This is a genomic window from Hyphomicrobium denitrificans ATCC 51888, assembly GCF_000143145.1.
In the GTDB taxonomy this organism is placed as follows: Bacteria; Pseudomonadota; Alphaproteobacteria; order Rhizobiales; family Hyphomicrobiaceae; genus Hyphomicrobium_B; species Hyphomicrobium_B denitrificans.
The window spans coordinates 2,969,211-2,991,153 of the sequence record NC_014313.1; the positions used below are offsets into that span (position 1 = coordinate 2,969,211).

Below are 21,943 nucleotides of genomic sequence, written 5' to 3' on the forward strand. Positions count from 1 at the left end.
CACTCTCGCGCATGAAGATTGCTGATTCGCGCATCAAGCCGACGTTCGAACTCGAAGCCGCCGAGCACCAGCTCGGATCGCGTCCGATCGCGGGCGTCGACGAGGCCGGACGCGGACCGTGGGCCGGGCCGGTCGTGGCGGCGGCGGTCATCCTCGATCCCGACAAGATCCCGGCGAACATCGACGACAGCAAAACGCTCGACGAAGATTCGCGCGCGTTCCTTTACCGGCGCATCATGAAGGTCGCGATCGTCGGGGTCGGCATCGCGGATGTCGATCGCATCGATCGCGAGAATATTCTCGGCGCGACGCTGTGGGCGATGGCTGAGGCCGTCAGCCAACTCGGTGAAACGCCCAAGCTCGTCCTCGTCGATGGCGACAAGACTCCGCGCATCCCGATGTCCGTCCGCGCGATCGTCAAGGGTGATTCAAAATGTCTCTCCATCGCGGCGGCATCGATCGTCGCCAAGGTCACGCGCGACCGTTTGATGATGGATTTTGCGCGCGCGTATCCGGGCTATGGCTTCGAGCGGCATAAAGGTTACGGAACGCCGGAACACCAAGCAGCCATTGCAAAACTTGGCGTCTCGGCGCTGCACCGGCGGTCGTTCCGGCCAGTGCAATTGGCGTTGGGCCTCGTCGACGAAAAGGCTTCGCGACGGCGCGCGCAGCTCGGATTCGGGTTGCAGGTGGAATCGAAAATATAAATATCTTCGCACCTTGATGCGTATTCCCAGACGCCGCCGATCATGTACAAAGATCGTCGGCACGCCTGTGGATATCTCGCGGCGACGCCTCAGTGATCGTAGCGTTACGGGTAGTGTGTATGGTGTCGCGTCGCGTCAAGGGCCGCTCTGAGAGCGGACGGATTCTCGTTGGTGATTGCATCAACGAACTGAAGAAGATCGCCACGGCAAGTGTCGATCTCGTTTTTGCCGACCCGCCTTACAATCTGCAGCTCGCGGGCGACCTCCTCCGGCCCAACAACACAAAAGTCGACGGCGTCGACGATGCCTGGGACAAGTTCCAGGACTTCGCCGAATACGATTCATTCTGCCGCGCGTGGCTGAAAGAATGCCGGCGCGTGCTGAAGCCCGACGGCGCGATCTGGGTCATCGGTTCCTATCACAACATCTTCCGCCTCGGTGTCGCGATTCAGGATCTCGGCTTCTGGATTCAGAACGACGTCATCTGGCGCAAAGTGAACCCGATGCCGAACTTCCGCGGCAAGCGTTTCACCAACGCGCATGAGACGATGATCTGGGCAGGTCGCGATCGCAAATCGCGCGTGACGTTCAATTATGAAAGCCTCAAGGCGTCGAACGACGACCTGCAGATGCGCTCCGACTGGCTGTTCCCGATCTGCTCGGGGCCGGAGCGGCTGAAAGACGACGGCGGACGCAAGGCGCATCCGACGCAGAAACCGGAAGCGCTTCTGCATCGCATTATGATCGCGTCGACGAAGCCGGGCGACACCGTTCTCGATCCCTTCTTCGGAACGGGCACGACGGGCGCGGTTGCGAAGCGCCTTGGTCGCAAGTTCATCGGCATCGAGCGCGATACCGACTATGCGCGCGCCGCCGATGAGCGCATCGCGAAAGTCCGGCCGCTCGATCTCGACGCAATCGAAGCGATCCCGTCGAAGCGCAGCGAGCCGCGCATTCCGTTCGGGCAAATTCTCGAGCTTGGCATTCTCGAACCCGGACAGAAACTGTTCGGACCGCGTCGTGAAGTGCGCGCTGAAGTTCGCGCCGACGGAACGCTCGCGTGCGCCGGTCAGCAAGCGTCGATCCATCGCCTCGGCGCGATGGTGCAGGGCAAGGCCGCGTGCAACGGCTGGACGTACTGGCACTTCGAGGCGGAAGGGAAACTGAGGCCGATCGACGTGCTGCGCGGCGAAGCCAAGCGGCAGCTCGGGCTCAGCGGTTCAAGCTCGGCATCGATGGGCAAATAAGCGATCTCACTCGGCGTTCATCCCGTGCGCGATGACTTTTTTCATCACGCTCGGGAGCGCCTGCGCGTGCAGATCGCGACGATGAACCCAGCGGCAGCGATCCTGCTCGGCCCATAGCGTGAAGCTCGCATCGACCGGCACGATCGCGCGATAGACGACGAGTTCGAGCCGGAAATGCGTGAACACGTGCACGACCGGTCCCGGCACCGCCATCCACGATGTCGTCACGGGCGCTGAGCGCAGAGCTTCGCGCTTCGAGGGTGACGCATCACCCCAATGGGTCGATGGAACTTCCAGCATGCCGCCGAGCAATCCCGCTTCAGGCCGCTGGCGGAGGAGCACGGCGCCATCTTCGCGCTGAACCAGAAACGCGATGCCGAAGCGCGACGGACGTGCCAGCTTCTGGGCTTTGATCGGCAGGGTCTCCGCAATGCCGCGCGCGCTCGCGGCGCAATCGGGCTGTACGGGACACACGAGGCAGGAGGGATTTTTCGGCGTGCAGATTTCGGCGCCCAAATCCATCATCGCCTGCGCGAAGTCTCCGGCCCGCCGGGCTGGCGTCAGCGTGGCGGCGAGATTGCGGATTTCCGTCTTGGCCGCAGGAAGCGGCTGCTGGACCGCAAACAATCGCGAGACGACACGTTCAATATTACCATCGACCGGCGTCGCCTTCTCGCCGAAGGCAATCGCCGCAATCGCCGCTGCCGTGTAGGGACCGATGCCCGGTAGCTCACGCAGTTCGACTTCGGTGCGCGGAAATACGCCGTCAAAGTCGCGGACGACCGCGTCGGCGCAGGCTTTGAGATTGCGCGCGCGGGAATAATAGCCGAGGCCTGCCCACTGCTGCAGGACTTCCTCAAGCTGAGCGGCGGCGAGCGCGGCGACGTTCGGCCAGCGCGCGACGAACTTCTGGAAATACGGAATGACGGCCTTCACCGTCGTCTGCTGGAGCATGATCTCCGACAGCCAGACGCGATAGGGATCGGCTTTCTTGCGCGGACCGTAGCGCCACGGGAGATCGCGGCGCTCGGCCTCATACCAACGGAGCAACGCCGCCACGGTGTCCGGACCTGCCGGCCGGAGAGGCAACTGCTTCTGAGTTTTCTGAGGAGCGCCCATGCGTCTCCCGATCTCTGGTTGCGCCGGACTCTCGAATCGCGTCGACAATGGTAGTTGTCCTGTACGACACCACAAGCCAACTCGAGCGTCGGATTGCCATGAACGGCAAACAACCCACAGCCGTTGCGCGGCCGCTGCCGGCCGACAAGCGCGCGTCCAAGGGCTATTTCGCCCGCTCAGTCGGGGCATATGTGCCGAAAGTTGTAGCGGCGGCATTCGAAAAATACGGATTTCACACTGCCGAAATCATGACGTCGTGGGAAACGATCGTCGGAGCCGATCTTGCGCGGCTGACACGTCCCGACGCCATCAAGTGGCCGCGCGGCGCCAAGGGGCGGGTTGCGTCCGACGATGACGCGCCGACGACCGGGGCGACGCTCATCCTGGCCTCCAACCCGGCGTTTGCGCTCGAGGTTTCGTACCGGACGCAGGAAATCATCGACCGGATCAACCGCTACTTCGGCTACCGCGCAATCGCGCAGCTGCGCATCGTTCAGACGCCAAAGGCGGAAACACCGGCCAAGACCGAGCCGGTTCGCTATGCGCCAGCCGTCCCGGATCAGGGCGCAACGTCGCCGATCACAGAAGGCCTGAGCGGGGCGCTCGCGTCTCTCGCGAACAATGTCAAGGCCGCCGCGCAACCGCGCTGAGCCGCCGCAACGTCATTAAATAAGCGTTCAGTTGCTATTCAGCGCGCTTTCGGCTTATTCGAGCGCGATAAACGTGCCAGCGCCGGACGTGCGGTCCTGCGCGACATAATCCGAAGAGGAGTCACGACCTTGAGCGCATTCAATGACCTTCTTTCGGGGCGTTCCGTGTCGCGCCGTGCAGCATGGCTTGGCATGGCGGCAACCGTCGCCGTCAGCGGTTTCTCGATCGCCGCGTCCGGACCTTCGTATGCTCAGCGCAAACAGGGCCCGTCGGAAGTCTCGGTCGACGAGCTGATGAAGCCGTCGGATCTGGCTGACCTCACGCTCGGGCCGGCGGACGCCAAAGTCACCGTCGTCGAGTATGCGTCGATGACCTGCCCGCACTGCGCGCACTTCGAGACCGACGTTTTCGAGAACTTCAAAAAGAAATACATCGACACCGGCAAAGTCCGCTTCGTCTATCGCGAATTCCCGCTCGACAACCTCGCGGCCGCCGTCTCGATGCTCGCCCGCTGCGCAGGCGGCGATAAGACGTTCCCGCTGATCCAGACGTTCTACGCCAAGCAGGCCGAGTGGGCGTTCACGCAGGGAAATCCGGTGCCGAAGCTTTTCGACATCGCCAAGCAGGCCGGGTTTACGCAGGAAAGCTTCGACAAGTGCCTGACCGACCAGAAGCTTCTGGATCAGATCACGGCCCAGCGCACGCGCGCCAGCGATACGTTTGGCGTCAATGCCACACCTACATTCTTTATCAACGGCAAGAAGCTTCCGGAAACGCCAACGCTCGAAGCTTTCGATAAGGTGATCGAGCCGCTGCTGGCGGCGAAGTAACCTCGGGACTTCCTCATGCCGCTGATCCGCGTTCTGGCCTTTTGCACCGCCATTGCCGTGGCGGCAGCGGTTGGCGGATGCGGCGCGACGCTTCCGCAAACGGCGAGCATAACGAGCGACGGAAACGCAGGCGCTGCTTATCCGTCGATCGCATCCGAGCAGCCGGAAGGCGTTCCGAAGCCATTCGGCGCGGCCGACGAACCCGCACGCACGGGGCGCGAGGTCATTGCGAACCCGACGATCGCGGACGTGATGGCGCCGAGCCCGCTTCCGGAAATGAGCTGGGGCAACGCCAATGCGCCGGTAACGATGGTCGAATACGCGTCGCTCACCTGCCCGCATTGCCGGAACTTCCACCTGACCGTCTATCCGGATTTCAAGCGGCGCTTCATCGACACGGGGAAGGTCCGGTACATCCTGCGCGAGTTCCCCATCGGGAAAACGTCCGGGAACGCGACGATCGCACTCAGGTGTGCGCCGCCCGATAAGTACCTAGATCTCTTCGGGAAATTCATGGAGCAGCAGTCTTCTTGGGTGTCCCAGGAAGTGCGGCTCGACGCGATTTATGCCGTGGCACGACAGGTGGGGATGACTCGCCCGCAGTTTGACGCGTGCTTGCAGAATCAAGGCATGATCGAAAACCTCAAGTGGGTAAAGGATCGTGGGCGCAAGCTCGGCATCGTTGGAACGCCGAACTTTTTCATCGGCACCAAGCTCATCAAAAAAGAGCTGACGATCGCGGAGATTGCCGACTACGTCCAGCAAGCCGAGCAGCACGGTGGGACGCCAACGGCGGCGGCAAGTCCTTAGCGCTGATCTCGCGACCGGTCCTTGGCCCCTCTGAGACGGCATTGAGGACACCACGACGAAATGAAAATCACGCGTCTCCGAATTCTCGGATTCAAGTCGTTCGTCGATCCGACCGAGCTCGTCATCGAGCCCGGCTTGACCGGCGTCGTCGGTCCGAACGGATGCGGAAAGTCGAACCTGCTCGAAGCGCTTCGCTGGGTGATGGGCGAGTCGTCGCATAAATCCATGCGCGCGGCGGCGATGGACGACGTGATTTTTTCGGGCTCCGGAGGACGCCCCGAGCGCCAGAGCGCCGAAGTCACGATGTTCCTCGACAACAGCGCGCGACGGGCTCCGGCCGAATTCAACGACAACGATACGATTGAAATCACGCGCCGCATCGAGCGCGAGGCGGGGTCCGCTTACCGGATCAACGGCCGCGAAGTTCGCGCTCGTGACGTCAAGGTTCTGTTCGAGGACGCGGCGACGGGCGCGCGCTCGCCTGCACTCGTGCGGCAAGGACAGATCGGCGAACTCGTCAACGCCAAGCCGGAGCATCGGCGGCGCATTCTTGAAGATGCGGCAGGCATCGCCGGTCTGCACACGCGCCGGCATGAAGCGGAACTGAGACTCAGGGCGGCCGAGGCGAATATCGAACGCCTGAGCGATGTCGTCGGGCAGCTGCAATCGCAATCGGATTCCTTGAAACGGCAAGCACGTCAGGCCCGCCGCTATAAGGAGATTTCGGGCGAAATCCGCCAGCAGGAAGCGCTGGCGAGGCATCTGACGTGGCAGGATGCGCAGGCGAGTGTCGACCAGGACGAGGCGCAGCTCGCGCACGCCATGGCGCGTCTTGGAGCCGCGACGGAAGCGGAAGCGAAATCCTTCAACGAGGAACTTCGTCTGGCGGAAGGCTTGCCGCCGCTTCGAGAAGCCGAAGCGGAGAAAGCTGCGGCGCTGGCGCGATTCAAAATCGAGCAGGAAAATCTGGAGCGCGAGGCGCAGCGCGCGGCCGACCGGGCGCGCGAACTGGATGCGCGCTTGAAGCAGCTCGAAGCCGATCTTACGCGCGAATCCGGGTTCATCCGCGAAGCGAAGGAAACGCTCGTTCATCTCGATGCCGATCTGACGGCCATTTCCGAAGCGGACGCCAAGGCGGTGGACGAGGAAGCAAGCGAGCGGAGCAATCTCGAAAAGGCGGAGGCGCGGCGCGTCGAAACGGACGCGCATTTCGCCGACATCACGCATCGTGCGGCGGAAGCGAGAGCGCGTCTCAGAAGCCTCGAGGAAGCGCTGCAAGAGCGCAAGGATCTCGTCACGAAAATCACGCGGCAGGTCGCGTCGTTCGATACGCAGATCGCCGACATCACAGCCAACGCGCCGGATCGTCAGCAGCTCGATGAGGTTTCCGAACGCGGTCATGCGCTGTCGCAGGAAATCACCGACATCGAGGCGCAGACGGTCGCCGCGGAAGAGGCCGTGAAGACGACGCAGGCCGAGGCCAGGTCGCGACGCGATGAAGCCCAGCGGGTCCGTCTCGCGGCGAACGCGTTCTCGACGGAGCGCGAGACGATCGCCAAGCTTCTGGCCGTTGCCGACGAAGGCGCGTATCCGCCCGCCGTCGATCAGATCCGCGTTTCGCCCGGATATGAGACCGCGCTCGGTGCGGCGCTCGGAGACGATCTCGAAGCGCCTCTGGCGACGGAAGCCAGCGTCCACTGGCGGCACCTCGACGTTCCTGCCGAAGAGCACGCCCTGCCTGCCGAAGCCGAGCCGATGGTGATGCATGTCCAGGCGCCGCAGGAGCTGACGCGCCGCCTACGTCAGATCGGCGTGGTGCACAGGTCCGCCGGGCCGCTGCTGCAGCCGCACTTGAAGCCTGGCCAGCGTCTCGTTTCGCTCGAAGGCGATCTCTGGCGTTGGGATGGCTTCGTCGCGGCTGCGGGTGGCGTGACGCCTGCGGCGCAGCGGCTCGCGCACAAGAACCGCCTGCTCGAACTCGATCGCAAGGCTCAGGCCGTGCTGAACGAGGCCAAGGATACGATCGAAGCCGAGCGCGCGGCGGCTGATGCCGCGCAAAAAGCTGAAGCGGACGAGCGGCGCTTGCGGCAGTTATGGCGCGACAAGCAAAACGAGCTCGCACAAATCCGGCAGAAATTAACGTCGCTCGAAAAGCTTCAGCGCGAAAGCGAGACGCGGCTTGCGGCTGTCACCGCGCAACGGGCGCGCGCGGACGAAGACCTGACGAACGCGCAGGCGCGGCACGTCGAGATCGAGGCGCACATCGTCACGATGAGCGCTGGCGAAGATCTCGAACCGCTGCTCAAGACGGCGCAGACCGAAGCCGAGCAGGCGCGGCGCGAGGTCGCCGAAGCGCGCGTGCGTGTCGGAAGCATCGAGCGGGATCGTCAAATCCGAGCGGAACGCATTCGTCACGCCAACGCCGACATCGCCCGCTGGAAAGGCCGGCACGAGAGCGCCGAACAGCAGGTGCAGGCGCTGGAAGCACGGCTCACCGAAACGCGGGGTGAGATCGAAGCCAACGCCGATCTGCCCGCGCGCATCGCGGCTCAGCGCGAGACGCTGCTGTCGGCGCTTTCGCGCGCTGACGAAGATCGCAAATCCGCGGCCGACGCGCTGGCTACGGTCGAAGCCTCGTTGCGAGCGGCGACAGAAGGTTTGCGAGCGGCGCAGACGGAAGTCTCAAGCGCACGCGAAGCCAATGCCCGAATTGAAACACGGCTCGAAAATGGGCGTCTGCGTCGGCAGGAGGCGGCCCGGCACATTCGCGAGACGTTCGAAGTTGCACCCGAGGATTGCCTCGCAATTGCTGCGGTTTCCGAATTTTCGACCATTCCGCCGCTTGCCGAAGTCGAAAAACAGCTGACGCGGCTGAAGGCCGATCGCGAACGGCTCGGCGGCGTCAATCTGCAAGCGGATGATGACCTCGCGGAGGTCTCGAAACAGCTCGAAGGTCTTGGCGCGGAGAAGAACGATCTCGAGCAGGGAATTCAAAAGCTGCGTGGCGCCATCCAGCAGTTGAACAAGGAAGGCAAGGCGCGGCTCGACGAAGCCTTCGCGACCGTCAATGCGCACTTCGAGCGGCTGTTCACGCATCTGTTCGGTGGCGGCGAAGCGCGGCTCGAGATGATCGAGAGTCCGGAAGACCCGTTGGAGGGCGGCCTCGAGATCATCGCCAAGCCGCCAGGAAAGAAGCCTGCGACGCTGTCATTGCTTTCGGGCGGCGAGCAGACGCTGACGGCGCTATCGCTCATCTTCGCGGTGTTCCTCACCAACCCGTCGCCGATCTGCGTCCTGGACGAGGTCGATGCGCCGCTCGACGATGCCAACGTCGATCGCTTCTGCCGCCTGATGGAGCAGATGGCGAGCGAGACAGCCACGCGGTTCCTCGCAATCACGCATCACCCGATGACGATGGCGCGCATGAACCGGCTGTTCGGCGTCACGATGGCTGAAAAGGGCGTGTCGCAGCTCGTCTCCGTCGACCTTCAGACCGCACAGAGCTTCCGGGAAGCGGGTTAATCCCGGCGGCTGCGCATCGGCAAGGCGGAACCGCTATTCCCGGCCGGCGTTCTCCAAACTCAGAGGAATGGAGGTCGCCCGTGGAAAGGCCGAAATATTCGCCGACGAAAGGCGAGGTTATCGAACCAACTGACGCGCGGCAGGGCAACCGAAAGAAGATGAATTTTCGGGTTCTGCTGATTTCGACCGCATTGATCGTCGCAATATTTGCTGGGTTCGTGATCGTTTTCTTCAATAAGACCTCGAAACCGATGGATGCGTCGAGCGGCCCACAGCCGTCCACAAGCGAGCCTGCGACCGGCTCCCAGACGACCCCGCGGCCCTAGTCACAAACCGCCTGACGTTTAGATTTTATCTAATGAACACGCGAAGCATGTTATGCGTGTTCAGTGCACGCCGGACCTGCTACTTTCAGGCGAATAAGCCGATAGTGCGCCGTTTCGCCGTACCTGCCGGGGCGATCGCGCATTCCCATTTTCTTGACACCCATATACCCCCTATCTATGGTCCGCGCCGTCGATCTCCCGTAGCGGCCGATTTTCCGCAATTTCTGGATGGTTTGAACCATGTCAGGCGATGGCAAGGGTCAGTCTCCGGGCAACGGCGAAATTAGCCCGGAAGACCGTGAAGCAATCCGCAAACGGTCCGAAGAACTTGGTCACAAGCTCGACGCGCTGAAAACGCAGCGGGCGAAGGCCGAACGGTCGGTCAAAAACGGAAGCCAGTCCGGTGATTTCGGGGCTGCTTTCAAATTTGCCGCCGAGTTGGTCGTCGGTGTTGTTGTCGGCGGCGCGCTCGGCTGGGCGCTCGACCAGCATCTTGGCACGGCGCCCTGGTTGATGATCGTTCTGGTCATCATGGGCTTCGCTGCAGGTCTTCTGAATGTTGTCCGCGCCGCCCAACAGGCGCAGGCAAAAAATGAGCCGCTGCAAAGAGCAGCGCCTTCGGTAAAAGACGACGACGAATGAGACGCAGGGGGTAGGAACTTGGCTGCCGAAGTTGCTGGAGAAGTTGCCCATCACGGTCCGATGGAGCAGTTCGAGATCCACCGGATCATCTCGCTCAATGTGTTCGGACACGATGTCTCGTTCACGAACTCGTCGCTGATGATGATCATCGCGCTGTTCTTGGTCACGGCATTCATGGTCTTTGCGATGCGCTCGCGCTCGCTGATCCCGTCTCGCGTGCAGTCGCTCGCAGAAATCACATATGAATACGTCGCCGGCATCGTCAAAGAGAGCCTCGGCGAAGAGGGAATGAAGTACTTCCCTTGGATTTTCTCGATTTTCATCTTCATTCTCTTCCTCAATTTCATGAGCCTGTTGCCCGGCTCCTTCGCCGTCACCAGCCACATCATCGTCACGTTCGCGCTGGCCGCTATGGTGTGGATCACGGCGACGATCATCGGTTTCTGGAAGCATGGCGCGGGCTATCTCCGGCTTTTCGTCCCGCACGGCGTGCCGCTCTGGCTGCTGGTCGTGATCGTGCCGATCGAGCTCATCTCGTATTTCATCCGCCCCATCAGCCACTCGGTGCGTCTGTTCGCAAACATGATGGCCGGCCACACCATGCTCGAAGTGTTCGCAGGCTTCGCGGTCATGCTGCCGTGGTGGGGCAAGATCGCTCCGGCCGGCTTCATGGTGGCTTTCACGGGCCTCGAGCTTCTGGTCGCGTTCCTGCAGGCTCTGATCTTCACCGTTCTGACCTGCATCTATCTGAACGACGCCATCAACATGCATCACTAACCGGATCGTCCTGATCCGGTGCGGACTTTCAAACTCAAGAGTTACAGCAAAGGGAGACTTTGAAATGGATCTTCAAGCAGCGAAGATGATCGGCGCGGGCCTCGCGTGCAGCGCTTTGATCGGCGCTGGTGTCGGCATCGGCAACATCTTCGGCAACTACCTGTCGGGCGCTATGCGTAACCCGTCGGCTGCTCCGGGACAGTTCACGAACCTTCTGATCGGCTTCGCTCTCGCCGAAGCAACGGGTCTGTTCGGCCTGCTGATCGCACTCATCATTCTCTACGGTTGAGACTGGGTACGGCACACTCAAACCGGAGGCTAACGATGTTTGCCGGCACCACCATGCTTTTTGCGGCCGCCGCCGAGGCGGCCGAGGGAGCCGCGAAGCACGAAGGGGGCGGGTTACCGCAGCTCAACCCCGAGCACTTCACGGGTCAGCTCTTTTGGCTGGTTCTGACATTTGTCGCCCTGCTGTTCGTCATGAGCAGGATCGCGCTGCCGCGCGTCGGAGACGTTCTGGAAGAACGCCGCGACCGCATCAAGCGCGATCTCGAGTCCGCTGCACGCCTGAAGGACGAAACTGACGCTGCTCTCGCCAACTACGAAAAGGCGTTAGCGGATGCTCGTTCCAACGCCTCGGGCATTGCCAAGGAAACCCGCGAGAAGCTCGCGGCGGAAACCGAGGCTGAGCGGCACCGGGTCGATGCTCAGATCGCCGTGAAGCTTCAGGACGCCGAAGCGCGTATTTCGACGACGAAGTCGAAGGCCGTGTCGGCGATCGGCGAAGTTGCGACGGAGACGGCGCGGGCGGTGGTTTCCAAGCTCATCGGGCACGACGTCTCGCCCGAGGACGTGAAGAAAGTGCTCCAGCCGGCACCGGCCGAGTAAGGATAAGCAATGTTAGATCCGAACAATCCACTTTTCTGGGTTCTGCTTGCCTTCCTGACGTTCATTGCGCTGGTGCTCTACTATCGCGTGCCCGCGCTGATCGGCAAAATGCTCGACGACCGTGCGGACGCAATCCGCAAGGAACTCGACGAAGCTCGCAAGCTTCGCGAAGACGCTCAGGCCCTTCTCGCCGACTATCAGCGGAAGGCACGCGAGGCGGAAAACGAAGCGCGCTCGATCATCGATCAGGCGAAACGCGAGGCCGAGGCTTTGGCCGTCGATGCCCGCAAGTCGCTTGCCGAAAGCCTCGAACGGCGGTCGAAGATTGCCGAAGAAAAGATCGCACGTGCGGAGACGCAGGCTCTGAGCGAAGTCCGCGCAACCGCAGTCGATACGGCGATTTCCGCAGCGCATGAGCTTTTGAAGACGCGCGCTAGCGGTTCGGTTGGCGATTCGCTGATTACTCAGTCGATCAGCGATCTTCGCGGCAACCTGAACTAAACGGCGCCGCTCAATCCAACAGAAAAACAAAAGCCAGGCATTATGCCTGGCTTTTTTATTTGTCCGATGGCTTGGCTGGGCCGCCGATCTCAGCCAGAGCCCGATGCACGGCTGTCGAAGCCAATGACGAGTTCGAATTCGCCCGGCCGCGATCCCTCGGGGATGGCGAAGCTGATCGTGTGCACGGCTGAGAAATAGCTGATCGGCTTATCGGCACCGATGTTGACGTCGATCTTCATCGTATCGGCCGCGACCCGGTCACGCTTCGAATTGTTGACGATGACCGCGACGGGCAAGGTCAAAGCACCGGCCTGGCCCTTCGGTCCAAGCAGCACGCGGCCGGAAAAGCCGTATTTGACGACGACGCGGCCGGGCTCGACCTGGCATTCGCGCGCCGTCTTCGTGATCTCGCCTCGCTGCGTCACCGACATGGCGTCGCCGACGTGGCCCTGCTCATAGAAGGTGATGTAGTTGTCGCGCGGCGCGATCCGGAGACGCGGACAGCCAGCTTCGATTTCGCCGATGTTCGTGCTGCCGGTGGCGCTCGAGTCCGATGACTTGGCCGCATCGAGCAGCTGGTCTTCGGAAACGGTCGAGACCTGCGAACCCGACGAGCCGCCGCCGAACATTCCGCCGCCGAGGCCCGACGTCAGCGACGACATTCCGCAGCCGCCGAGCGCGAGCGCCGAAAATCCGGTCACAACCAGGGCCGCCACGGAAACGGGCGTCATCCGGCTGCGTGCTAACCCCGCATCCCTGTCCCAAAGATGCTGCGGACTTGAGTTCTGCAACAATACCCCCTGAGGTTCCGAAGCGCGGCCCCTTGTATTGTCAAAAAAGGACCGTACCATCCGGCCAAGCCTGCATCCAACAGCATTTTCAGATGCGGCGGATGAGTATAAAGACCATCGTTCTTTCATGTCCGGCCTTAACCAATTGAAGTGATCGTGCCGAAGCCACCACTCAAAATCCTGCTCGCTGCGCCCCGCGGCTTCTGTGCCGGCGTTGATCGCGCCATCCAGATCGTGGAACAGGCTTTGACGAAATTCGGAGCCCCCGTCTACGTCCGACACGAAATCGTACACAACCGCTATGTTGTTGATTCACTGAGAGCTAAAGGCGCCGTTTTTGTGAAGGAGCTGGATGAGATCCCGGATACGACTCAACCCGTGATTTTTTCGGCACACGGAGTGGCCAAGGCTATCCCGGAAAAGGCGAAAAACCGGAACATGTTCGTCGTCGACGCGACTTGTCCACTGGTATCGAAGGTTCACATGGAGGCGGCACGGCACCACGAGCAGGGTCGCGAAATCATCCTTGTTGGTCATAACGGCCATCCGGAAGTGGTCGGGACGCTGGGGCAGCTGCCTGCGGGAGCCATCCATCTCGTCGAATCAGTGGAAGACGCGCGGACCTTTACGCCGCGCGATGCATCGAAACTGGCCTATGTCACGCAGACAACGCTGTCGCTCGACGACACGGCGGAGATTGTCGCGGTGCTCAAGGAGCGCTTTCCCGAGATCGGCGGGCCGGTGAAGGAAGACATCTGCTACGCGACGACCAACCGGCAGAACGCAGTCAAGGTGATCGCGCCGAAAATCGACGGGCTCCTGGTCATCGGCGGGCCGAAAAGCTCGAATTCGCTGCGGCTGGTCGAAGTCGCCGCAAAGTCCGGTTGCAAGTTTTCGTATCTGGTCGAGCGCGCCAAGGATATTCCGTGGGGCGATCTTGAGCACGCGCACACGATCGGCATCACGGCCGGCGCGTCGGCGCCAGAGGTGATCGTCGAAGAGGTCATCGAAGCCATTCGCGAACGCTACGACCTCGATATCGAAATCGTCACGACGCTCGAAGAGCGCGTCGTCTTCAACGTGCCACGGGAAGTCAGGGCGCCACGCGCCCCGGCCGAGCAGCACTAGACCTCCATCCGGCGTCAAGGACAGATATGGCGGTCTATACCGAAATCAGCGACGACGAGCTCGCGCGCTTCATACGTTCCTATAACCTGGGCAGCCTGCTTTCGTGCAAGGGCATTGCCGAGGGCGTCGAGAACACCAACTATCTCGTGCATACGACGAAGGGCGCGTTCATCCTCACGCTTTACGAAAAGCGTGTCGACCCGAAGGATCTGCCGTTCTTTCTTGGGCTGATGGAGCATCTCTCCGCGCGGGGCGTGACGTGTCCGCTACCGGTGCGCGACTCAGAGGGCCGCGTTCTGAACGAGCTTGCCGGCCGGCACGCCGCGCTCGTGACGTTCCTCGAAGGCATGTGGCCGACGCATCCGAAAGCCGAGCACTGCCTGGAGCTTGGGAAAGCGCTTGCGCGCATGCACATCGCGGGCGCAGGCTTCGCGTTGCATCGCGCTAACGCGCTCGGACTTTCAGGATGGCGGCCGCTGTTCGAGAGGTTCTCGCCGCGCGCTGCGGAAATTCTGCCAGAGCTCAAAACGCTCATTGCGGACGAACTCTCGTTCCTTGAAAAATCCTGGCCTGCCGATCTGCCGCAAGGCGTGATCCACGCCGACCTGTTTCCCGACAACGTCTTCTTCATCGACGATAAGCTTTCAGGGCTGATCGACTTCTATTTCGCCTGCGATGACGCGCTCGCCTACGACATTGCCGTGTCGATCAATGCGTGGTGCTTCGAGCCGGATTGCGAGTTCAACGCCGGCAAGGGCCGGGCGCTGCTCGAAGGCTACAACAGCGTCAGGCCGTTGACGGACGCCGAGCGAAAGGCGTTTCCAACTCTCGCCCGGGGGGCTGCGATGCGGTTCCTGCTGACCCGTAGTTACGACTGGTTGAATACGCCGAAGGATGCGCTCGTCGCCCGCAAGGACCCGATCGATTATGTGCGCAGGCTGCGCTTTCACCAGACCGTCCGTTCTATCGAGGATTATGGCTTCGAGCTTGCCCGATGACCGCTGAGGCGCCCAAGATTCTGATTTATAGCGACGGCGCGTGCTCGGGGAATCCAGGCCCCGGCGGCTGGGGCGCCGTGCTGATTTCAGGAAAGCATCGCAAGGAAATCAGTGGCGGCGAGGTTCTGACGACCAACAACCGCATGGAGCTGCTGGCAGCGATCTCAGCGCTCGAAGCCTTGAAGAAGCGAAGCGAGGTCGCGCTCTATACCGACAGCGCCTACGTCAAGAACGGCATCACGGGCTGGGTTCACGGCTGGAAAAAGAACGGCTGGCGGACGGCGGACAAGAAACCCGTCAAGAACGTAGAACTCTGGCAAGCGCTCGACGCGCTACGCAACAAGCACGACGTCGAGTGGCACTGGTTGAAAGGCCATGCCGGACATCCGGAGAACGAACGCGCCGACGAGTTGGCGCGTCAGGCCATGGCTCCATTCAAGCTGGCGCCTCGGCCTGACGCCTCCACGAAGATCTAGAGCGAGCGATCGATCATCGAGCACAGGTTCGCCGCGCTCGATTTTTCGGCGACCGGCGGACTGTCCTCGACGTTCAAGACTTTGACGACGCCGTCGTCGACCAGCATGGCATAGCGCTTCGAGCGCAGTCCGAGGCCGAAACCGGCCAGATCGATATCGAGGCCGATGGCCTTGGCGAAATCGCCGGAGCCGTCCGCCAGCATTTCGATCTTGCCTGCGGCGCCCGTATCTTTCGCCCAGTTGGTCAGCACGAAGACATCGTTGACGGCGGTGCAGGCGATCGCATCGATGCCCTTGGCTTTCAGTTCATCGACGCGATTGACGAAGCCCGGCATGTGATCATTCGAGCAGGTCGGCGTATACGCGCCCGGCACCGCGAACAGCGCAACTTTCTTTCCCGCAAAGACTTCGGCGACCGTCTTCGGCTTCGGCCCATCGGACCCCATCACCGTAAACTTTGCGTCAGGCAGCTTGTCGCCAACATTGATCATCGTGCGTTCCTCTTGTTTTGATTATCGCGATGCGTTCGCGGGACGTTCGGTTATTTCAACGTGATCGTCGTTTCGGACTGGCCCTTGCCGTCGACCATCGTGACCGTGAGCGCCTTGCCCTTGAGTTCCTTGAGGTCGACATCGACCGAAAGATCGACCTCGAAGACGGCTTTGCCGGACGCGTTCGCCACGCGCTTGGGCAGGGGGACGTAAATGCCGCCCGGGGCGACGACGAAGGCATCGGCCTTATCGGGAACCGACGTCTCGACATTTAAAACCAGCTTTGGCTTCTGCGCCAATGGGTCGAAGTGCCATGTGTCGAGCTTCGGGTCGACGCCCGAGCGCGGGCTCGTCTGAGGAACGCGCGCCAATGTGTCGGTCAGTTCCGCCGACGCGCCGACGTTCGGAGGAATGACGACTTTCAAATCGGCTTGCGCGGGAATGCAGATATCCTTGCATAGGCCATATTCGACCTTGCCGCGAAGGACGACCGGCTTCGTGGCATCCTTCGGGACGACGCGAACGGGGAAGATGACGCCGCCCTTGTAGCCGACGGTGTCGCCCGCCTTGTCGCTGAGCCTGTGAGGCGCGGGGTAGAGCACATCCGCCGACTGCAGGTTCTCGGATGCGTTCCAATCGAAGTCGGGCGGGACGCCGCCGGCGTCGCCGGGCGCGCGCCAATAGGTTTTCCAGCCTTCCGGCATTGCAACTTCAACGCCGGCATAGAGCGCCGTCTTGCCGTCACGAACGGCCTGTCCGGCGACGAGGCGCGCCTGATTATCGAACCCCTTAACCCAATCCGACGACACGGGTGCGCCGGGTTCGCTGAGCGCCGTCGCCGCATTCAACGACAGACACGCGAACGCCAAACCGATCGTCAGTCGCATATTTCCGCTCACAAGCGTCACCTCTTGCGGCAAGCGGCCTGAACATCGGCCCCTTGTCCTTTTCACTATACGGCTCAAAAGCCTGCGCCGTAACATAGGTAGTCATTTTATTGCGTTTCAACCATCTTCACGTCGCCATGCTTCCGGATTAGTCTGGCTGTCATGAAGTCCGTGCGCCAGAGGGGCCTCACAGAAGGCTCCGACATCAAGCTCGAGGGGCAACTCCTCATTGCCATGCCGGCGATGTCTGACCGCCGGTTCCAGCGCTCGGTCATTTACATGTGTGCGCATTCGTCCGAAGGCGCGATGGGTCTGGTGATCAACCAGCGCGCCAATCATATCACCGCTCCCGATCTGCTCGAGAAGCTCGGCATCTCTCCGCGCAGCCCGGATGACGAGATCACGAGCGAGGTCTTGTCGCTTTCCATTCAGGTCGGCGGACCGGTCGAGACCGGACGCGGATTTGTGCTGCACAGCTCGGATTATTTTTCGGAAGATTCGACGCTGGCGATCGAGAACGATGTCTGCCTCACGGCAACGATCGATATTCTGAAAGCGATTGCGCAGGGGCATGGTCCGGCGCGCGCCCTTCTTGCGCTCGGTTACGCGGGTTGGTCGCCCGGCCAGCTCGAAAACGAGATCCAGGCCAACGGCTGGCTACACTGCCCGGCTGATCCCGATCTGATTTTCGACGATGATCTCGACAACAAATATTCGCGCGCGCTCGCGAAAATCGGGATCGATCTCTCGCATCTCGTCAGTGACGCGGGACACGCCTGAGCACGGCTCTTCGGCGCATTTCTTCGACGCCGTCTTCTATCCCTTCGACGCGATCTTCTGTTCGGTTCTCGGCGCGCCGTTCTCCGGTTCGCCTGAGGCCGGCGCATTGCCTGCGAGCCGCGCGAGACTTGCCGCGATCGACGGCGGCAGCGTCGAGAAGTCCGGCTGCGACGGCGTTACGTTGACTGGAGGTGGAGGTGGCAACGGCGCTTCAGCGCGCCGAGGCTGCGGCTCACCCGGGCTCGCGGGTGGCATCCCGTTCGCGGGTGGACGTTGCGGCGCTGGTCGTCCAGTCGTCGGATCAGACGCCGCTGCGCGCGCCAATGCTTCCGACAACGGCGCCAGGATCGCCTGTCGTGGTGGTGCCGCCGGAGCCGGTTCGGCGGCCGGACGGAACGGCGGAGCGCCGGGCGCGGCGTGCCCGTTTGCCGGGGCGCGCGGGTTTTGCGGCGGCACCGATCTGCGTTCCATGGTTTGCAGGAGTTCCGGCGGCAACGAGGGCGCTGCGGCTGGCGGCAATGCCGGCCCGGAAGCGGCAACTGCCACACGGAGCGCATCGGCCGGTTTCTTCGACGGCATGCCCGGCGTGCCGGGTGCGCCGGCGTTTGCGACGGGGTTCGGACTTGCGCCGTTCGCCACGGCCTTGGGGTCGGGTTTGTGCCGGTGACGCACAACCGATCCTGCCGGAAGCGCCGCAGCCTTGGCCGCACCCTGAGGCGGCGCGGTGGTCGTCTTCGCCTCGCCGTTGGCGACGGATTTCGCAATCGCAGCCGCCGGTCGCGCCGCTTGTGCGACGACCTTTTTCGCCGCGTTCTTGAATTTCGGGCGGAAGAAGCCGCGCGGCTGCATCTTGCGTTCGGAGCGGCGCACCATCTTCAAGAGCTGCGCGACTGCGCGCTCCGGAATGGGTTCGCCGAAGTGATACCCCTGCGCGTATTCGCAACCGATCGAGCGCAGGAACGTCGCTTCGTCCGCACGTTCGACGCCTTCGGCGACGACGGTTTTCGAAAGCTCGTGCGCCAGCGCCACCATCGATCGCATGATCGCGGCGCCGTTCGCGGTGCCACTGCCGCGCACCAATCCGCGACAGACCTTGATCGTGTCGAACGGGAAGCGGTTCAAATAGGCGAGCGATGAATAGCCGGTGCCGAATTCATCCAACGAGAGTTCCGCGCCTGAGCCGCGAAGCACCTTCAGCACTTCGATGGCCTGCTCCGGATTGCCCATCATGAGATTTTCGGCGATCTCCAGACGCAACGTCCCCGGCGGGACGATGTTGCGGCCGAGGATGTGGCGGATCTCCTGGATCGATTCCGGCTTGAAGATGTGCGGGCTAGAAATGTTGACGGTGACGAACAACGGCCGTTCAGGACGCGGCAGTTCGGCCAACCAGCGCGAGGCGTCTTTCGCGGCTCGCAGCAGCAGGTAGGCGCTGACCTTGACCATCGCGTCCGGCTCGTTGGCCTCGTCGATGACCGACGCCGGATTGACGAGGCCGAGTTTCGGATGCTCCCAGCGCGCGAAAGCTTCGAAGCCCGCAAGCTCTTTCGTCGGCAGGTAAACAATCGGCTGATAGACGACCTTCAGCTGACCCTTCTCGATTGCCTTGGCGAGTTCGGCGCCGATGTTCGAGTCGCGGTCGCGGCGCATGGAGGCGTCGAAGACTTCGATGCGATCGGCGCCGGCGCGCTTGGCGCGATACATCGCAAGCTCGGCATCCTTCAGCAGATCGCCATCGGCAGATTGATTTTCGTCCCATGCGGCGACGCCGATGGAGCCCGTGAGGATGACTTCCTGATTGGCGAGCGGGATCGGCGCGCGCAGCGAGCGGCGGACGCGTTCCGCAAGCGCGGGAAGATTACGCGCTTCCCGTTCGCCGACGAACAGCATCGCGAACTGATCGCCGCCGACGCGCGCGACGGTGTCGTGCGGTCCGAGGTGGCGCTGCAGGCGGCGCGCGACGGTCAGAAGCAAGCTGTCGCCGCGCACGAGACCGAACGAAGAATTGATGCTCTTGAACTTGTCGAGGTCGATGAAGATCACGGCCGGGCGAACGCCGCCATCGGTCTTTGCGCGGCTGACGACACCCTTCAGGCGATCGAGAAACAGTTCGCGATTGGGAAGGCCGGTCAGGCTGCAATTGACCGCGTCGTGGAGCAGCCGCTCGTGGGCGCGCTTCATGTCGGACACGTCGCGCAGCAGGCCGACACAGCGAAGCGTGCGTCCGTCGGAATTCGGGACGCTCGCGGCCTCAAGTTCAAACCAGCGCCAGCTGTTGTCGGAATGACGGAGGCGGAAGTCGGTTCTGATGCGGACGCCTGAGCGTTCCTGCGCCGACATCATCATGACGCGGAAGCGCTCTTTGTCGGTCGGGTGGACGTGGCGCAGAAAATCCTCGACCTTGGTCGAGAGTTCGCCGGGCATCAGCGACAGCGCGATTTCGACTTCGGGGCTGACCTTGATCTCATCGCGGCGGATATTCCATTCCCAGACCGTCGAGCCGGACGCGGCCAGCGCGAGAGAGCGGCCCTGAAGTTCGGTCGGCGCGCCTGCGTAGGCCGCATCGGAGGACCGGAAGGCGTACTGCGTGACGGTGAAGCCCATCAGGATCACGACCAGCACGAGGCCCGCGATCAGGCTCGAGACGACGACGTCGCCCGACATGCGTCCGCTGAGCGTCATTCCGGTCGCGAAGATCCAGACAAGAAGCAGAAGCCATGTCGGTACCAGCGATAGTGCGCGGTCCTGGCCTTTGAACGCCAAGAAGAGCGTGAACAATCCGCCGACGCCGCCGATCATCAGGAACGACAGGCGCGCGAAGGTTGCGGCCAAGCGCGGATCGATAACGGCGACGGCGATGAGCGTCAGCTGCGCCACCATCCACACGCCGATCATCATGCGCACCATTCCGTGCCAGAGTCCGAGGCGCAGGAACGTCGACAGGAAGATTACGAAGCTCGACGCCATCGCGGCTTCGCCGGCGGCGCGATAGACGGCGTTGTCCTCGGGCCGCAGGTTGAACAGCTTGTGGAAGAAACCGAAGTCGACGCACAGGTAGCTCAGCACCGTCCAGGAGACGAGGGCAGCTGCGGGGAAGATCAGCTTGTGATTTGCCGCGAAAATCGCGGTCAGGAAGATCGCGAGCAGGCCGGTCAGGCCGAGCATGGCGCCGTTGAAGAGCTGACGGTCGCGGCTTTTGATTTCGTAGTCGATCGGCTTCCAAAGATAGAGCCGCGAGAAGTGCTCGCCCGCAAGCTCGGCAACGTAGGTGATCGTCTGGCCGGGCTCGAGCGTGATGCGGAACACGTCCGCCTTGTCGCTCTTGATGCGCTCTGGCACGAAGCCGACAGACGGCGTGACGCTTTCGATGCGCCGGGCGTCGAGATCGGGCCAGACCGTTCCCGATCCGACGATGGAATAGCGGTCGGCTGCGAGCAGGCGTTCGAGTGACTTGTCGGTCTTGTTGGTGAGCGCGAACACCATCCAGTTGGGGCTGGTGCCCGGCACCGAGGCGCGAACCGTCATGCGGCCCGACACGCCATCCTGCCCAGCCGAGGTTTCGACTTGCAGGCTATCGCCGCGCCCTTCGTAGGCTTCGCCGAGATTGGTGATTTCAACCCGGTCTTGATCGTCTTGAATCGGGATCGGAGTCAGAGCGGCGGCGTGCCCGGCGAGGCCGAGCATCCAAAGAATTGCGACGGCCAGCACCGCGAGCCGTGACAATCCCGAATTTTCGTTCCCCCGTCCCCCCTTGCGCATCAGGTCCCTCCGCCCTGTGGAACCTCGGACAGAGGCGCGCCCGCGACGCGCGCGTAAAGGATGTGATCTTCCCAGCGCCCGTTGATCTTCAAATATGAGCGGGCGATGCCTTCGCGTTCAAAGCCGCATACTTCGAGGACGCGAATGGAGGCGGCGTTGTTCAGCATCGACGCGGCTTCGATGCGGTGCAGGCGAAGCGTTCCGAATGCGACGGGCAACAGCGTCGATACGGCTTCGCGCATGTAGCCGCGCCCCGCATACGTCACGCCCATCCAGTAGCCGAGAGACGCCGTCTGCGCCGAGCCGCGCCGCACGTTCGACAGCGTCATGCCGCCGACGAGCGCGCCGGACGACGTATCGAAAATGAAATACGGATACGAGGAATCCTCGCGCACGTCCTTGGCGTAGGCGCGCAGGCGGCGGCGATACATGCCGTGGGAGAGATCGTCGTGTGCCCAGGTCGGCTCCCAGGGCGTCAGATGGCTGCGGCTCCGCGCCCTCAGTTCCGCCCATTCCGCATAGTCACCGGCCGCCGGCTGTCGCAGCAGAACCGCGCGGCCGCGAATGACCTCGAAATCTTCTTCCGGACGGGTTGTGCGGAGAAAAGCCACGG

Annotated in this window: 21 protein-coding genes; 15 read left to right on the forward strand and 6 right to left on the reverse strand. The window is 62.4% G+C overall.

What is annotated here, in order from left to right; all coding sequences use genetic code 11:
- The first annotated feature begins 11 nt into the window (after window positions 1-11).
- Window positions 12-707 (forward strand): ribonuclease HII, encoded by a 696-nt coding sequence (locus HDEN_RS14225; RefSeq protein WP_013216832.1) that lies wholly within the window; start codon window positions 12-14, stop codon window positions 705-707.
- Window positions 708-826: 119 nt separating this feature from the next.
- Window positions 827-1,954 carry a site-specific DNA-methyltransferase gene (locus tag HDEN_RS14230; protein ID WP_013216833.1) on the forward strand — a complete coding sequence of 376 codons (1,128 nt, stop codon included), beginning with the start codon at window positions 827-829 and terminating at the stop codon, window positions 1,952-1,954.
- Window positions 1,955-1,960: 6 nt separating this feature from the next.
- On the opposite strand, the gene mutY is transcribed toward HDEN_RS14230, so the two are convergent.
- A complete protein-coding gene (gene mutY / locus HDEN_RS14235) occupies window positions 1,961-3,073 on the reverse strand; it encodes an A/G-specific adenine glycosylase (protein WP_013216834.1) in 1,113 nt (370 codons plus the stop codon).
- A gap of 98 nt (window positions 3,074-3,171) precedes the next feature.
- On the opposite strand from mutY, the gene HDEN_RS14240 reads away from it, so the two are divergent.
- The 9 genes from HDEN_RS14240 to HDEN_RS14290 all read left to right on the forward strand — a co-directional run bounded on the left by HDEN_RS14240 (window position 3,172) and on the right by HDEN_RS14290 (window position 12,020).
- The gene (locus tag HDEN_RS14240) at window positions 3,172-3,723 is read left to right on the forward strand and encodes a DUF721 domain-containing protein (RefSeq protein WP_013216835.1); all 552 of its coding nucleotides are present in this window, start codon (window positions 3,172-3,174) and stop codon (window positions 3,721-3,723) included.
- Window positions 3,724-3,852: 129 nt separating this feature from the next.
- Window positions 3,853-4,554, forward strand: coding sequence for a DsbA family protein (locus HDEN_RS14245; protein ID WP_013216836.1), 702 nt, complete (start codon window positions 3,853-3,855; stop codon window positions 4,552-4,554).
- 15 nt (window positions 4,555-4,569) lie between these two features.
- A complete protein-coding gene (locus HDEN_RS14250) occupies window positions 4,570-5,364 on the forward strand; it encodes a DsbA family protein (protein WP_013216837.1) in 795 nt (264 codons plus the stop codon).
- A gap of 60 nt (window positions 5,365-5,424) precedes the next feature.
- Window positions 5,425-8,886, forward strand: coding sequence for a chromosome segregation protein SMC (gene smc, locus HDEN_RS14255; protein WP_013216838.1), 3,462 nt, complete (start codon window positions 5,425-5,427; stop codon window positions 8,884-8,886).
- A 566-nt stretch (window positions 8,887-9,452) separates the two neighbouring features.
- On the forward strand, window positions 9,453-9,854 hold the full coding sequence (locus tag HDEN_RS14270) for an AtpZ/AtpI family protein (RefSeq protein WP_013216840.1): 402 nt from the start codon (window positions 9,453-9,455) through the stop codon (window positions 9,852-9,854).
- A gap of 60 nt (window positions 9,855-9,914) precedes the next feature.
- Window positions 9,915-10,631, forward strand: a complete 717-nt coding sequence (locus HDEN_RS14275; protein ID WP_210160355.1) for a F0F1 ATP synthase subunit A — start codon at window positions 9,915-9,917, stop codon at window positions 10,629-10,631.
- A gap of 64 nt (window positions 10,632-10,695) precedes the next feature.
- Window positions 10,696-10,920 carry a F0F1 ATP synthase subunit C gene (locus HDEN_RS14280; protein WP_013216842.1) on the forward strand — a complete coding sequence of 75 codons (225 nt, stop codon included), beginning with the start codon at window positions 10,696-10,698 and terminating at the stop codon, window positions 10,918-10,920.
- A gap of 35 nt (window positions 10,921-10,955) precedes the next feature.
- Window positions 10,956-11,519, forward strand: coding sequence for a F0F1 ATP synthase subunit B family protein (locus tag HDEN_RS14285; RefSeq protein ID WP_013216843.1), 564 nt, complete (start codon window positions 10,956-10,958; stop codon window positions 11,517-11,519).
- A 9-nt stretch (window positions 11,520-11,528) separates the two neighbouring features.
- The gene (locus tag HDEN_RS14290; protein WP_013216844.1) at window positions 11,529-12,020 is read left to right on the forward strand and encodes a F0F1 ATP synthase subunit B family protein; all 492 of its coding nucleotides are present in this window, start codon (window positions 11,529-11,531) and stop codon (window positions 12,018-12,020) included.
- 89 nt (window positions 12,021-12,109) lie between these two features.
- Here HDEN_RS14290 and HDEN_RS14295 read toward each other — a convergent pair whose 3' ends face one another.
- Window positions 12,110-12,736, reverse strand: coding sequence for a hypothetical protein (locus tag HDEN_RS14295; protein ID WP_245256652.1), 627 nt, complete (start codon window positions 12,734-12,736; stop codon window positions 12,110-12,112).
- A gap of 225 nt (window positions 12,737-12,961) precedes the next feature.
- Between HDEN_RS14295 and ispH the strand changes: the two genes are divergently transcribed.
- Genes ispH through rnhA form a run of 3 tightly spaced genes read left to right on the forward strand, consistent with a single transcriptional unit; the run spans window position 12,962 to window position 15,413 of the window.
- Window positions 12,962-13,939, forward strand: coding sequence for a 4-hydroxy-3-methylbut-2-enyl diphosphate reductase (gene ispH / locus HDEN_RS14300; protein WP_013216846.1), 978 nt, complete (start codon window positions 12,962-12,964; stop codon window positions 13,937-13,939).
- A gap of 26 nt (window positions 13,940-13,965) precedes the next feature.
- Window positions 13,966-14,937 carry a homoserine kinase gene (locus HDEN_RS14305; protein ID WP_013216847.1) on the forward strand — a complete coding sequence of 324 codons (972 nt, stop codon included), beginning with the start codon at window positions 13,966-13,968 and terminating at the stop codon, window positions 14,935-14,937.
- A complete protein-coding gene (gene rnhA, locus HDEN_RS14310; RefSeq protein ID WP_013216848.1) occupies window positions 14,934-15,413 on the forward strand; it encodes a ribonuclease HI in 480 nt (159 codons plus the stop codon). Before HDEN_RS14305 ends, rnhA begins: the two co-directional genes overlap by 4 nt.
- On the opposite strand, the gene HDEN_RS14315 is transcribed toward rnhA, so the two are convergent.
- On the reverse strand, window positions 15,410-15,904 hold the full coding sequence (locus tag HDEN_RS14315) for a peroxiredoxin (RefSeq protein ID WP_013216849.1): 495 nt from the start codon (window positions 15,902-15,904) through the stop codon (window positions 15,410-15,412). The two genes, rnhA and HDEN_RS14315, sit on opposite strands and share 4 nt — an antisense overlap.
- A 50-nt stretch (window positions 15,905-15,954) precedes the next feature.
- Window positions 15,955-16,791 carry a protein-disulfide reductase DsbD domain-containing protein gene (locus HDEN_RS14320; protein ID WP_013216850.1) on the reverse strand — a complete coding sequence of 279 codons (837 nt, stop codon included), beginning with the start codon at window positions 16,789-16,791 and terminating at the stop codon, window positions 15,955-15,957.
- Between the two features lie 162 nt (window positions 16,792-16,953).
- Between HDEN_RS14320 and HDEN_RS14325 the strand changes: the two genes are divergently transcribed.
- Window positions 16,954-17,571: a YqgE/AlgH family protein gene (locus tag HDEN_RS14325; protein ID WP_013216851.1), complete on the forward strand. Its 618-nt coding sequence runs from the start codon at window positions 16,954-16,956 to the stop codon at window positions 17,569-17,571.
- Window positions 17,572-17,607: 36 nt separating this feature from the next.
- On the opposite strand, the gene HDEN_RS14330 is transcribed toward HDEN_RS14325, so the two are convergent.
- Window positions 17,608-21,330, reverse strand: coding sequence for a sensor domain-containing phosphodiesterase (locus tag HDEN_RS14330; protein ID WP_013216852.1), 3,723 nt, complete (start codon window positions 21,328-21,330; stop codon window positions 17,608-17,610).
- Entirely contained in the window at window positions 21,330-21,941 is a 612-nt protein-coding gene (locus HDEN_RS14335) for a GNAT family N-acetyltransferase (protein WP_013216853.1), read from the reverse strand. The genes HDEN_RS14330 and HDEN_RS14335 overlap by 1 nt, the downstream gene beginning before the upstream one ends.
- Window positions 21,942-21,943: the final 2 nt, after the last annotated feature.